Origin of the sequence: Candidatus Cloacimonas sp. (assembly GCA_035403355.1) — a bacterium.
Lineage (GTDB): Bacteria > Cloacimonadota > Cloacimonadia > Cloacimonadales > Cloacimonadaceae > Cloacimonas.
In genome coordinates this window covers 25562-39961 of record DAONFA010000023.1, presented here as the reverse complement: position 1 = coordinate 39961, position 14400 = coordinate 25562, and the positions used below count along the sequence as shown (strand labels likewise).

11 protein-coding genes and 1 tRNA gene are annotated in these 14400 nt (G+C 39.0%); 3 read left to right on the top strand and 9 right to left on the bottom strand.

Annotated features, from left to right (window positions below; genetic code table 11):
- Positions 1-930 precede the first annotated feature (930 nt).
- Entirely contained in the window at positions 931-1374 is a 444-nt protein-coding gene (locus PLE33_06730) for a hypothetical protein (protein ID HPS60942.1), read from the top strand.
- 552 nt (positions 1375-1926) lie between these two features.
- Here the strand turns inward: PLE33_06730 and recO are convergent.
- Positions 1927-2682 carry a DNA repair protein RecO gene (gene recO, locus PLE33_06725; protein HPS60941.1) on the bottom strand — a complete coding sequence of 252 codons (756 nt, stop codon included), beginning with the start codon at positions 2680-2682 and terminating at the stop codon, positions 1927-1929.
- Complete coding sequence (locus tag PLE33_06720) at positions 2679-4082, bottom strand: NFACT RNA binding domain-containing protein (protein ID HPS60940.1); 1404 nt, start codon at positions 4080-4082, stop codon at positions 2679-2681. Before PLE33_06720 ends, recO begins: the two co-directional genes overlap by 4 nt.
- Positions 4083-4166: 84 nt before the next feature.
- Between PLE33_06720 and PLE33_06715 the strand changes: the two genes are divergently transcribed.
- The gene (locus PLE33_06715; GenBank protein ID HPS60939.1) at positions 4167-5039 is read left to right on the top strand and encodes a hypothetical protein; all 873 of its coding nucleotides are present in this window, start codon (positions 4167-4169) and stop codon (positions 5037-5039) included.
- Positions 5040-5112: 73 nt separating this feature from the next.
- On the opposite strand, the gene PLE33_06710 is transcribed toward PLE33_06715, so the two are convergent.
- The 7 genes from PLE33_06710 to PLE33_06680 are packed head-to-tail and all read right to left on the bottom strand — an operon-like array spanning position 5113 to position 12611.
- On the bottom strand, positions 5113-5628 hold the full coding sequence (locus PLE33_06710) for a V-type ATP synthase subunit K (protein ID HPS60938.1): 516 nt from the start codon (positions 5626-5628) through the stop codon (positions 5113-5115).
- 14 nt (positions 5629-5642) lie between these two features.
- Positions 5643-7430, bottom strand: coding sequence for a V-type ATPase 116kDa subunit family protein (locus PLE33_06705; protein ID HPS60937.1), 1788 nt, complete (start codon positions 7428-7430; stop codon positions 5643-5645).
- Positions 7427-8026, bottom strand: coding sequence for a V-type ATP synthase subunit D (locus PLE33_06700; protein HPS60936.1), 600 nt, complete (start codon positions 8024-8026; stop codon positions 7427-7429). The genes PLE33_06705 and PLE33_06700 overlap by 4 nt, the downstream gene beginning before the upstream one ends.
- The gene (locus PLE33_06695) at positions 8023-9345 is read right to left on the bottom strand and encodes a V-type ATP synthase subunit B (protein ID HPS60935.1); all 1323 of its coding nucleotides are present in this window, start codon (positions 9343-9345) and stop codon (positions 8023-8025) included. Before PLE33_06695 ends, PLE33_06700 begins: the two co-directional genes overlap by 4 nt.
- Positions 9345-11099, bottom strand: a complete 1755-nt coding sequence (locus tag PLE33_06690) for a V-type ATP synthase subunit A (protein ID HPS60934.1) — start codon at positions 11097-11099, stop codon at positions 9345-9347. The genes PLE33_06695 and PLE33_06690 overlap by 1 nt, the downstream gene beginning before the upstream one ends.
- A gap of 12 nt (positions 11100-11111) precedes the next feature.
- A complete protein-coding gene (locus PLE33_06685) occupies positions 11112-11999 on the bottom strand; it encodes a DUF2764 family protein (protein ID HPS60933.1) in 888 nt (295 codons plus the stop codon).
- Between the two features lie 3 nt (positions 12000-12002).
- On the bottom strand, positions 12003-12611 hold the full coding sequence (locus PLE33_06680; GenBank protein ID HPS60932.1) for a hypothetical protein: 609 nt from the start codon (positions 12609-12611) through the stop codon (positions 12003-12005).
- A 1671-nt stretch (positions 12612-14282) separates the two neighbouring features.
- Between PLE33_06680 and PLE33_06675 the strand changes: the two genes are divergently transcribed.
- Positions 14283-14360: transfer RNA gene (locus tag PLE33_06675), tRNA-Pro, on the top strand.
- The last annotated feature ends 40 nt before the right edge of the window (positions 14361-14400 follow it).

Below are 14400 nucleotides of genomic sequence, written 5' to 3'. Positions count from 1 at the left end.
GTGTCGCCCTAAGGGGCTTTCAGGAATGGGGGAAAAGGATAAAAAGATACTGTATCTTACATTTACCGAGGGGCTTACGCACCCATCGCTATTTTTGTGTCGCCCTAAGGGGCTTTTAGGCAGAGGGCAGAGGGCGGAGAGATATTTTTTTCTCATTTCCCGAGGGGCTTACGCCACCATCGCTATCAATGTGTCGCCCTAAGGGGCTTTTGGGCAGAGGGCGGAGTGCGAAGAGATATTTTTTTCTCATTTCCCGAGGGGCTTACGCCGCCATCGCTATTTTAGTGTCGCCCTAAGGGGCTTTATGCAGAGGGCAGAGGGCGGAGAGATATTTTTTTCCGCATTTTCCGAGGGGCTTACGCCACCATCGCTATTTTAGTGTCGCCCTAATGGGCTTATAAGCAAAAAGCAGAAGGCGAAGAGTTTGTGTTCCTCTTTTTTCAAGTGTATCACTTTTCGCTTGCCAACTCGTACCATTTTTTATTGCCATTTACTATAAATTATGTTATATAAAGGCAGCAGGAAATTCGTTATCTGGTTTCTAAACTTCATAATTCAGTAAGGTTAAGCTACAGAAGTTTATGTTTTTATCCAACCATAAATGGAACTTAAATTAGAAATCCTCTGAATCCTAAAATCCTTAAATCCTTGTTTCTAAAATTCAATCTGCGTAATCTATGAGAGATATTTCAAGTTCCAAAGGAAAGCGGTGGAATGGAATCCTCCGATTACCCGGTTACTCTTCGCATTAAACCATAGTTATTATCTACAATGTGTAATTATCTTTACCCTTGCTTCACAGAGTTTATTAGGCATTCAACTAACCTTAATCAAGCGTTAACAATTAAGGAGTGATTAAGGGATGATAAAGAATTGATTGACAGTTTCAGGTAAGGGAATAATCTGGCACAAAAATATCTGGAGGTTATAATGAAAGTAACAGTAAAAGATGGTATAAAGGGATTTTCCGGCAAACTGGATGGTGCGATATATTATTATCATCCCCGTTTGAAAAGGACTTTAATGCGGCGCGCTCCCCAAATGCCAATCCAGGAAAAAAACCTGGAATACGCTGCCATTGCCAAACAAATTAAAGACATTAACCCCTCGGAAGGGTATCGTAATGATTTTAGAAATTACCTAAATTTGTTGCGAGATAGGGATGATAGCGTGCGGGTGCCTTCCTGGTATTCCCTTTTTGTGAAAATGATGTGGGCAATGCAAGCTAAATATCCGGAACAGGTGAACCTGAAAACTATCACCAGAGCCCAAATTTTGGAACAGCAGTTACCCTGCCTCTCGGTTAAAACGGCTGTGGAAGATGGCTTATTAACGAAAGTTCCCGGTTATCAATATCTAAATAAAGAGATTTGATCCTATTCTCAGATAGAATAAATACTATAATAGAAGGTTGAGAAGGTTTAGAATTTTCCGAGGGTTTTTGGCAGAGGGCTAAGAGCTGAGAGCGGAGAGAAAAAAAAGAATAGGTCTGAGATGAACAGGATTAAAGGGATTTTAGGGATTTAATAGGTCTGGGATGAACAGGATTAAAGGGATTTTAGGGATTTATAAACTTGAATGTGTTTCTATAAATAATATAAGCATCCAAGTTTTGCCTTATAATCTTGTCACCTTCTCTTTTCATCGTTGACCTTCACTATTCACCATTCATTGTTCACTCTTCACCGTTAACTGTTAACTGTTCACCGTTCATTCTCAATTCTCCATTCTTAATTCTCAATTTAATCTCTTTTTCTCTTTATGCAAATACCCTTTTTTCCTTTTATGTCTTTTCAATATGAAATGTAGATAACATCTTGTTACTTAATATATAATCCCTATTTTTCTTCCCTTATATCCTGTCCGATTTATCTTGCTGTAAGTAAAAATCTTATCGCAGATAATAGGTATTGCCACCGGAAAAAATCAGGCATTGTAGAATTGAGCTAAAACGGAAAGTCCCTTCAGGTGCAGGGTTTGTTTATGATGCGTCTGCCAATAGAGGGTGAAAGCAGTGTTAATTTCGTTAACGATTGCCCTGTTTAGAGTTATCTCTTCCAGATGATTGCCAATTTCCGGCAGCAGGAGCAAAATTTTTCTTGCCGGGGGTGAAAGAATTAACAAGGCATCGCCGGGGTAAATTTCCGGCAGACAATTTTCGCAAACGAAGCCCCCTTTACTTTTCAGATACGCAGCAGGCAGCGATAAAGCATTATTGCATAAACAGCAATTACTTAAGGGATTGCCGATACCGCTGAGGATAATTATTCTGTTTAAAAAACGCCAAAAGATGAGAATAGCGTTGTTTTTCACTTTTTTCAGGTATTCCAGATAGGCAATAGTGAGGTTATAAATTGTAGCTATATCTTCCTGGGAAATAATAAGATGGCTAATTAGTTCCAAGCCAGTTTCGGCAGTTGCCCAGGTGGCAGAACCGGGATAAACAGAAAAATTGCGGATAATATTTGCTTCGCTGAAAAGCCATAAACCTTGTTCTTTAGGTTCGTAGGCAAGCAATTCATACTCACAAAGAGGGAGTAATTGCAGTTGTTCCCTTTTTTGAAGAATGCCTTTAGCGATAACACTTATAGTTCCCTGCTGCAGGGAAAAAAATTGCAGAATTAAACTGCTTTCGCTATACTGGCTTTGTTTGATGAGGATTGCCTGCAGTTTTGTTTTCAAGAAAGTTTTTCCCGCACTTCTTTTAAGCTCATCGGCGTGGCATAAACGCTTTTAAAATTCGTGTAAGTAACTAATCCAGGGGGACTTTTACGCGGTTTTCGCACATAGCGTATTTGAGTGTAGTCCACGGGAACATTGGCAGAAAATTTGGCTTTGGAAAACCAGGCAGCCAAATTGCAGCAAAGTTCAATTAGATAAGGACTTGGCTCTGTTTTTTTCAGGCATTTTAAAACGATGTGCGAACCGTGATAAATTCGGCTGTGAAACCAATAGTCATAAGGTCTTGCCAGCTGTGTAGTTAAATAATCATTTTCTTTGGCACGGCGGCCGATGATAATTTGAAACTCATCATTAACCTTCAATTTGAGAAGTTTATCGGCAAGAATAGCGTTGTGCACGATTTTGCGTCCGGTTGGTTGGGAGGGCAGTTTTCCGATATCAGGCAATTCCCCTTTTTCCACTTTGGCGATAAGTTCTATTATATTTTCAATATCTGTTTCCGTCTGTGCCAGATTTTTGGTAATTATCTGCAAGCCGTTCTTGGCTTTATGATACTTTTTCAGATATAAATGCAGATTTTCCTGAGGGCTTTTGTCCGTTTGTAAAGGGATTTCTATTGTCTTTAATGCAGGGTCAAGATAATTGATTGCAGTAAAGCTCTGCATACCGGTTTTGATATTATGCAGATTGGTTTTCAAACATTCGGCGCAGGCAAGCCAAAAATCAGCATTTTCTGCATTTTTCAGGTCTTGCTGTAAGGTCTCTTTCTTTTTTTGTAATTTTTGCAGTTCTTTCTTTAGGGCAGCGTTCGTTTTTTGGCGGTTTTCTGCCTCTTCTTCCTGCTTAAACTTATTATAATACAGATAAATAAAATAATCGTTGCAGGAGGAACTTCCATCAGGATAAGGGGGAGAGACCTCTTCAATAATTGGCTGAAAAGATGTTTTCGGAGGAGCGTAGATAAGCCCTGGTAAAATTTGTCTTTGGGGATTATCTGCATAGCTGTATTTATGAATGGCGTCCAAAATTTTAAAATCTGCATCAACTAAAATGGCATTGGGTTGATGAGGCATCAATTCGGCGATAAGCAAATATTTTTTATTTTGCTGATAGATATCCCTTTGCTGAAGTTCCAAATAGGCAAGGCGATCATTTTCGGCGATAGAAATGCCTGTAAGATGACAATTGGCAAGCTGCTGCCAGATTTTTTTCCCTTCCTGAAGCGGACTGAAATTATTTTGCAGAAACACAAAAGTATCGCGTTTACCGAGCACGATACAAAGGGCTTTTTTATCTTTATTTTGCAATACTAAAAGCTCAGGGAAAAGCCAAACGCTTTCTATTACCGATTGATAGTTAATCATTTCCAGTGTCCATTGCTTTAAAAAAGAATATTTCATTTTTGCTTTTTCCCTTTTGTCTTGACAGAATAGCAGGTTATATTTTTGAATGCCAAACTAAATTACAAGACAAAGGAGTCAAGCATGAAAGCTTCAACAGCGATTATCGTGGCAATCCTGGCAATTCTAACTATCGTTTTTGCCGTCCTTTGGGTTAATGCTAATGACAAATCCAAAGATATTATGAAAAACAACGAAGAATTGAAAAAACTGTATGAAACCTCTACTTCCACAATTAACGAAATTCAATCAAGCTTGGAATCGCTGGAACAAGACCTCTCCGGACAGCTTTTTACCCAGAAAGAAATTCCCGGAACTTCACCCGAAGAGCGGAGAAACAAAATTATTAACTCCATAGCTAATATGCGCGACCAAATTGAAGCCGATAAAAAGAAAATTACTACTCTGGAAAAACAACTTGCCACCTCCAAAAGCCAGTTGAAAGGTGTTCAGGAAATTGTGAATAAACTTAAAAACAGCATTAGCGAAAAAGAACAAATTATGGATGAATTACAACAGCGCTTAGGCATTTTGAACGAAACCCTGGAAACGGAAAGAAGAAGCAGCGCCGAAGAAATTCAGAAACGCGAAATGACGATTACGGAAAAAGAACAACAGATTACGCAACAAAGCATTGAAGCAAATACCATTTATTATGTGTCCGGAACTCGCAAAGAACTAATGTCCAAAGGAATTATGGATAGAAAAGGTGGACTTTTAGGCATCGGCAAGGTCTCCACCGTGAAACAAAATATCCCGGTGGAACAATTCACTACCATTAACCTGCTGGAAAATCAGCAAATTACTTTTCCAGCTACGAAAAAGGGCTATTCTATCCTTACTAATCACCCTGCCACTTCCTATAAAGTAGAAAAAGAAGGCGATCAGAATGTCCTTACAATTCTTGATGCAACAAGCTTCCGTAAACAGAAATTCGTAGTAATTGAACTTCTCTAACCGATAGCAATTATCACTAATAGAAAAAGGTGAGGTTATAAAAACCTCACCTTTTCGTTTTGCAAGTTTGTTTTTAAGCTAAAGTTGGAATTACTCCACCAATCAGGAAACAGGCAGCAAAACCAATAATAGCATAAAGTTCCGGAAACACACCCAAAATAAGGGTTTTGGCAAAAACATCGTGTCCCGAACCAATACTTTCAATACCTGTGGATACAATTCTGGCTTGATGATAAGCAGAAATAATATTCACAATTCCCGAAATTAAACCTGCTCCTAAAATGGCACAGGCCTGAAGCATATTAATTTGGGGAGTAACATAAGCTTTCAGGATGAAAAAAGAACCGAAACCGTATAGACCCTGCGTTCCAGGTAAAGCGGAAAGGATCATACAGCTGGGAAAAACATCATCCCTTTTTTTCATTGCACCAACTGTTGCACGACCACCGATAACAGTTCCCCAGGCACTTCCCACTCCGGAAAGAGCAACCATCAGGAAAAGTCCGATCCAAGCCAAAAAATATGCTAAATTTTGGCTCGCCATAGTGGCAACGATTGGTTGAACTACTGTGTGTAAGGAATCAGGCATTTTAACCTCCCTTGTTATTCCTTCTTGCCAAAGGGTTTATATTCCAGCCCGGGACCTGCGAAAGCGGAATTTTTGTAAAACTCTACGAAAGTGAGCCGTAAAGGATGAACAAAACCGCTAAGACCGCCCAAGGCAATATTTAAAGTATGCCCAAAAAGCATAAACAGCACAAAAATTACCGGTCCGACAACTGGAATTCCACTCGCAATCTGGCTGCCAATGGAATTCATCACAAAGCCCAAGATAGCGCTGGAAATGCTTAGAGCAAAAAGACGGATGTAAGATAAAATATCGCCAAAGTAACCGGTAACGATTTGATAGAGCAGCCAAAAACCATTGAGAATATTAAGAATGATGTTTTTACCGGGGCTATTGAACAGCAAAATCATTGCTAAACCGATATAAATAGGATATTTAAGATAGGGCTGAACTTTGCTGATATTTACTCCTAAAAGTGATGAACCGAGCACCGTTAATCCCAATAATAAAAGCCAGGTGCCAATAGTAGTAAGCCCGAATTTAAATCCCTTATTCCGAATTGTTTTTACGGCTGAGATAGCAATTCCGAAAAGAATTTGGATAGCTCCTAAAAGCAAAGCGTAATTAAAGATTTGATTGTTATCCTTAATAAAAATCTTATCCTTAATAGCCGGAATCGTTTTCAAATCGTAAGCCAAAGCACTGCCCATCACCCAACCCATTATTATGGAAGCAGTTCCAAAAATCATTAACAGGGTCATAATGTCCTTCATACCCTGGTTTTTCATCTTTAATTTCAAGATGAGAGCTAAAATGACAATAACTATGCCATAACCCATATCAGCATTGCAAAAACCGAAAAATAAAGCAAAGAAAGGAGCAAAGAAAGGAGTTAAATCAAACTCGTTGTAATAGGGCAGCATATACATTTTGCTGATGGGCTCAAACAGACGGGCAAACCAGTTATTTCGTAGTTTGATGGGGGGATTTTCTTCCGGTTTGGCATCTTCGGTAATATAAATAATATTGTTGTTCTCCAGAAAATCCTTTAAGCCCTGTTCTGAACTTACAGGAATCCAACCGCTTAACAGACGGATTGTTTGCTCCGCTTCGTATTTACCCTGCTGGAGAGCATCCTCAAATTCGTATTCGCGGCTTAGGCGTTTCAGTTCTTCATTGAACATTTCAATAGCGGCGGGAGCTATGGAATACAGATAATCATCAATGTCTTTCTGTTTGTTTTCCAGTTCCTTAAGCTTATCTTCAAATTCCTGTAATGTATGCTGATGGAAAGAAAAAGTATCTGCTTCCAAAGCAGGATCACCATCATCGGTAATAACCACGAAATATAAAATACCGCTAACTTCGTTAATAATTTTTAAGGGATAGTTTTCCTGCCATTCCGGTTTAAAGTGATTTTTTAAACAGGTATGAAAACGAATGGTTAAGCCGGATTCTTTCAGTTTGCGCACCAGGTCGTAATCAAAATGACCCCAGGGACTTAAATCCCGAATTTGTTTTTTGATGGTATCTATGGAATGCTGAAGCTTCTCTTTTTCTTCTCTGGCATCATTTATTTTATTCAGCAACGCTTTGGTAGGTAAAGAAATTGCCTGTTTGGGAGCAGTGGATTTCAGCTTAGTTAAGAATTTTACGCATTCCCCATATTCCTGCATCAATTCCAGGTTTTTAGTTTGGGACACGGTTTTTTCATCACAACTGCGAATAATATGCACTAACCCTAATTTCTGCAGCTCAGCCAGGAATTTCTCATAATCCTGATGATAGAGAACAAAGGTATATTTACGCATCTTTTCTATCATAGCTGGCTCTCCTGTTCAAAACGGGATTTCAGTATTTTCTGCGATGCCTTGGATAAATTTTCTTCATCTTCCAGATAGCGTTTTATTTTTAATATGGCATCTTCAAATGCAGGAATCTGCACTTTTTCATAAAGGTTCACTTTTTGAGTGGTCTTTTTACGAACCTGTTCCAGAATTTGCATCTTGCGGATGAAAAAATCCCTTTCAATTTGCAGTTGGCAGATTTCCTTCAGCAAAGCAATTCCTTCAGGATACCAGGAAGGAGCTTTGAAAAGGTTATAATCGGCAATTTCAAATTCAATGTTTTCCAAAAGCGGGGTTTTTACGCCGGCTATTTTGCGGGTTTTGATTTCCACATTCTTAATTTTCAAGATGTTGGGATCAAATTCCACAAAAAGTTTCATAAAAGCATCCAGTTCCGCAGTGCGTTCTTTAACTCTTTGGTCTAAAGCATAAGCTTGGTCGCGGGCTTTTTTAACTTCCAGGCGTAAAGCGCTTTCTTTGTTTTTCAAGGTGGGCAATGCTCTTTGCCTTACCGCCAGTTGTTTAATCAGCTGCAACTGAGAGATTTTATTATACTGAAATTTCAGGTTCATCCTTTCTTCCAATACAGATTCATAAATTCATCCTTGATACCTATTTCAGCACGGTTGAAATACTTCTGGAAAAGTTCCCAGGTTCTATCCAGCATTTCATCGGTGCTGATATTAACATCAACAGCCAGGATTTTATCGGAATATTCTTTGGCAAAATCAAGCACGCGAAGATCGTAATCGGATAAGTCAAATCCGTTTTCCAGCTTGGTTTTAGCATTAGCAGCATCAGCATAAAGCCGAACTGCGGTATTCATCACTTGCGGATGGTCTGCTCTGGTCTTTTTACCTATAACCAGTTGTTTCAAACGCGAAAGCGAACGGAAGGGATCAACAATAACTTTGCCAATATCTGTATCTCTTTTCAGGAAAAGCTGCCCTTCAGTTATGTAACCGGTATTATCTGGAATGGCATGAGTAATATCTCCTCCCGAAAGAGTTGTAACCGCAATAATTGTTATAGAGCCCCCATCGGGAAATTGCACTGCCTTTTCATAAAGCTTTGCCAAATCGCTATAAAGTGAACCGGGCATACTATCCTTGGAAGGAATTTGGTCCATACGGTTGGAAACAATACTTAAGGCATCACAGTATAGGGTCATATCAGTTAATAGCACCAAGACCTTTTCGTGTTTTTCCAAAGCAAAATATTCTGCCGCTGTAAGTGCCATATTAGGAACCAGCAAACGTTCCACAGTCGGGTTTTCCGTAGTATTCACGAAAGAAACTATCCTATCAATCACACCGGCATTTTCAAAGGTGTTTTTATAAAGCAGATAATCATCGTTGGAAAGACCCATTCCCCCTAAAATTATTTTATCACTTTGAGCTCGTAAGGCAACCATAGCCATCACTTCATTGTAGGGTTGATCAGGATCGGCGAAGAAAGGTATTTTCTGTCCGGTAACCAAAGTATTATTCAAATCAATACCGGCAATTCCTGTGGCAATCAATTCTGAGGGTTGTTTACGGCGAACGGGATTTACGGAAGGACCGCCAATTTCTACTTCTTCACCTTCAATTTCAGGACCCCCGTCAATGGGCTCACCATAAGCATTAAAAAATCTTCCGCCTAATTCATCGCTAACTTTCAAAGTAGGCGCTTTTCCAAAAAAGACAACCTCGGCATCAGTTCCAATTCCTTCAGTTCCGGCAAAAATCTGTAAAGTAACATTATCACCGATTATTTTAACTACCTGAGCCAATCGTCCTGCAACTGTAGCCAATTCTTCATTTCCTACTTCGGTTGCCTGAACGGTGCAAGTAGCTTTAGTTATTTGATTGAGTTTAGTATATATCTTTTGAAAAGCTTGGGTTTCCATTATTTAGCTCTCCTTTCCTCAACTATTTTATTAAGATCCGCTTCGTATTTATTAAATTCGGGGGTTTGAAATTCCATATAATTCATCTGCTTACAGATATTGATCAGCTGCGTGTAATAAGGCATAACCTCTTCGTAACTTTCAAAAACAAAATCCGCATTACAGATACCCAAAATCAATTCCAGCATATATTGCTGTCTTTTCATCGGGGTGGATTGGTCAACTTTATCAAAGCCATCCTGTTGTAAAATAATCCTATCTACCAGTTCGCTTTTCCAGTATTTATCGTGATAGGAAAGAGGAACTCCATCATCACCTAAAATATTGATTTGTTCCTGTGCTTCTTTTCCCCGTAACAGAATATCTTTTGTATGGTTTACATCTTTCACCCAGTGCGGATTTACATTGGCATTCAGGTATTCAATCACTTCAGGATATTCCAGATATTTACTGTAAGAATCAATAGGATCAACTGCAGGATATCTTTTACTGTCTGCTCGGGCTTGAGAAAGGGCATAAAAACAGCGAGCTGATTTTTTGGTAGATTCCGTAACCGGCTCTTTCAAGTTTCCCCCTGCAGGAGAAACAGTTCCAATAAAGGTTATAGAACCGGTGGCACCGCTTTTCAAATAAACAAATCCGGCACGGGCATAAAAGCTGGAAATAATAGCAGGAAGGTCCATCGGGAAAGCATCAGGACCGGGAAGTTCTTCCATTCTATTACTCATTTCCCGAAGCGCTTGAGCCCAACGCGAAGTGGAATCAGCCAAAAGTAATACTTTTAATCCCATATTTCTATAATATTCGGCAATCGTCATTGCAGTATAAACAGATGCTTCTCTTGCGGCTACAGGCATATTGGAGGTGTTACAAACAATGATAGTTCGTTCCATAAGTTTTCTGCCTGTTCTGGGATCATCCAGTTCCGGAAATTCCACAAAGAGTTCCACAACTTCATTTGCCCTTTCGCCACAAGCAGCCATAATAATCATATCCGCTTCCGCATTTTTGGAAATGGAATGTTGCAGAACGGTTTTTCCTGCTCCAAAAGGACCGGGGATAAAGCCCGTTCCGCCTTCAACCATAGGATTCAGAGTATCCATTGTGCGCACACCTGTTTCCAGAAGTTTGAAGGGACGCGGTTTTTCTACATAAGCAATAATAGGGATTTTCACAGGCCACTTTTGGATCATATTAACTTCAATATCTTTGCCTTCTTTATCAGTTAAAACGGCAATGGTCTCAGTTATTTTATAATCACCTACAGGCACAATGCTTTTAACTGTATATTCATCTTCCATCACGAAAGGAACCATAATTTTATGATTAACCCAACTTTCGGGAACTGAACCAAGCCAATCGCCCGCGCTAACTATATCGCCAACTTTAGCAATGGGGGTAAATTTCCAAAGGGAATCCTCATCCAGGGGATCGGTATATTCACCCCGGGTAAGAAAAACACCTTTCCTTTTATTTAAATCACCTTGAAGTCCATCAAGGTTTTTGGAAAGCATTCCAGGACCAAGTTTCACTTCCAGCATCCGATTAGTAAATTCTACCGTATCGCCGGGTTTCAAACCCCGCGTGCTTTCAAAAACCTGGGTATTGGCTATGTTTCCTACAACTTTGATAACCTCTGCCATCAATTTCTCTCCCCCTAAATTGATGTAGCAGATTTCATTTTGGGAAACAGGACCGGAAACCTCAACCTGAACAAGGTTGGAAATTATACCTTTAACTATACCTGTTGTCATAATTGTTACCTTCTATTTTCTTTGGGTGCTTTTTATATTGAAGTCCTCGGGAAAGCTGAAACTATTATTCAAATCGCTTAAAATGGTATTAAAGACCTCTTTTCCCAATTCCGGGGAGGACTTTATCCACCGAGCCAAAATACGCAGCTGACAATAGTAACCTAAAATGCGGTCTATATTAAAATAATTGAAGAAGTTATAGTCCTCAATCCACCGCCAGCGTAAAATATCGTAGCCCCTTTCCCGATAGAGAATATTGTTTTGTTCGTAAATGCGGACAAGGGCATTGTAAAGCTCATCTTCTTTACCTAAACCAAAATCCGCAGTATGGCTTTTACTAAGTTTTTCCAGGATTTCGCCTTCACCTATAAGATATTCTGCATAAGGCAGATTAAATTTACGACCGTTTATCGCGGTTAAAATATTCTTAAGATGGGTATCAAAAGCAAACCAGTCCCTGATAAATTCATTTGAGCTGGTTGCAGTCCAGGCATAAAATTTTTTTAAGAGTTCCAATTCGGTTTGTGCCAAAGATTGCCTTTCTTCCTGTTTCAGCACCTTTAACACCGTTTCTTTAATAAAAACGGGAAGCTCTGCAAAATCCGCTTTAGTTGCCAGCTCGGGATTATCTAAAACACCTCGTAAAAAAGTAAGATATTCTTCCCAAAAGGAATCCTCAAACAGACCTTCCTTATTACGCTCTTTATTGCTATTATACAAAACCCGCAAAAGATTATCCAAATCCATTGGTAGATGTAAAATTTGCAGCAGACGGTAATCTTTTTTGCTCACTTGAGTTTTTGCTTCAGCTAAAAATTCTTCCGGAGTCCAAGGTAGTTTTGTATCTTCAATAGTAATATTGGGCAAGCCGGAAACAAAATAGTAATATTCTTGTTTCATAAGCTATTGTTTACCAAAGAGGATTTCCTTAGTGCGAGGGCGTAAATAACTCTTAAACAGGTTAGCAAAATCATCTCCCTCAAATTTAATTTTATAAGTTCCATCTTCAGGAGTGATCATAAAGCCCTGTTTCATAACCGGTGAAAAATCAACCTTCAATTTACCGTCAAAGATATCTTTCAAGGATTTAATATAAAACTCATCTAAAAGGGGTTTCATCTTTTCGCTGATGATAATTGTTCCGGAAGCAGCATTTTCCTTCCAGGCAGTAAGTGTTTCCAGAATAATCTTTTTTACAAATTCAGCATTGTTGAAGGCATCGTTCAGCTTGGCATTGAGGGCTTCAGAAAGGATAAGATCAGTTATTTTTTGTTTAAGAGCAGTAAGGGTGTGATTGTAAGCCATATTTAAATCGGATTCGGTGTTTTTTTTCAGGTCTGCTGCCCTTTTTTCCGCATCTTTTAAGATTCTTTCTGCCTCTGCCTGGGCTTGGGATATTGTGCTGTCTGCCTGTTCCTTTGCTGCAGAGATAATTTTTTCTGCCTCGGCATTGGCTTTGGCAACTCCTTCATCATAAACTTTTTTAAGCAGGTCTTGCAACTGGTCATTCATAATGTATCTCCAGTAAAATCACTTTAGCTACATTGTGCAATAGGGCATAAATTTGTCAATGAGTTTGTTGAATTTGAAATCTCCATTTTTGGGTGGGGCTCCAAATCTGAAAAATTGTGATGTCCAACAAAAGGCAAATCATTAACAAATTGACTCTTTCTTGTTCCCAAAGAGATCCCGGAATTCTCTCAATAACATTCCAATATGATTCCCGTATCGTTCTCGTATCGCGATATGGGAAAGATACGGGAATCTCATTTGCTGTATATCGCAAAAAAACAGGAATTGAAAGACAACTATTTAGGAGGAGAAAAAGGATGAATTTTACAGATGGTTTTTTAAAAGGGTTCTTGTTTTAACTCACAATTTTGAGCTGGGTGAGTTTTGACTCTAAACCGATTCTTCTGTGGTTGCAACGAAATGCAGAGGTAACAGGAAATTTTGTTAGTTGCCTTCAACTGTCAAAGCTGGGGAGTTTTGACTCTAAACCGATTCTTCTATGGTTGCAACGAAATGCAGAGGTAACAGAATATTTATCTTTTGTCCGATACTGTCAAAGCTGAAGCTCGGTTTAGAGTTAAAACAGAAATTCGTCGCGAAGTTTCTATTTCTGAACAATTCCAACCCAACCCTGCAAAAGTGAAAAAAAACATTCTTTCACGATTGTAAAATTTGAGGGGTTGGTCAAATTCTGTTGCCAGTGCGCTGGGTTCTTGTTTTAACTCACAATTTTGAAATGAGAAAACCAGTTGTAACTCGGTTGTCAGTGTTTACAATTTGTGGGTTGTAGTTTCAGTGATGGCTGTGGCAAAATTGTAAGTCAAAACAAGCTGTTTGTTTTGACTCTAAACCGATTCTTCTGCGGTTTGTAACGAGATGCAGAGGTAACATGAAATTTTGTTAGTTGCCTTCAACTGTCAAAGCTGGGGAGTTTTGACTCTAAACCGATTCTTCTATGGTTGCAACGAAATGCAGAGGTAACAGAATATTTATCTTTTGTCCGATACTGTCAAAGCTGAAGCTCGGTTTAGAGTTAAAACAAAAATTCGTCGCGAAGTTTCTATTTCTGAACAATTCCAACCTGACCCTGCAAAAGTGAAAAATAACATTCTTTCACGATTGTAAAATTTGAGGGGTTGGTAAAATTCGGTTGCCATTGTGCTGGGTTCTTGTTTTAACTCACAATTTTGAAATGAGGAGACCAGTTGTAGTGTGGATGTAAGTGTTTGCAATTTGTGGTATGTGGTTTCTGTGTTGGTAGTGGCAAAATTGTAAGTCAAAACAAGCTGTTTGTTTAGAGTTAAAACAAAAATTCGTCGCGAAGTTTCTATTTCTGAACAATTCCAACCTGACCCTGCAAAAGTGAAAAATAACATTCTTTCACGATTGTAAAATTTGAGGGGTTGGTAAAATTCGGTTGCCATTGTGCTGGGTTCTTGTTTTAACTCACAATTTTGAAATGAGGAGACCAGTTGTAGTGTGGATGTAAGTGTTTGCAATTTGTGGTATGTGGTTTCTGTGTTGGTAGTGGCAAAATTGTAAGTCAAAACAAGCTGTTTGTTTAGAGTTAAAACAAAAATTCTACCAACTCTATTTTAAAACATCAGGAGCAAAAAAAAGTTCTTGCTTGACAGAATATCCAGCTTTTAAAGATAGCATAAAAAAAAAGATCGGGATGTAGCGCAGACCGGTTAGCGCGCTCGGTTCGGGACCGAGAAGTCGGAGGTTCAAATCCTCTCATCCCGACCATTATTTTAAATAAATCCCCCAAGAAAGAAACATTAAAAAG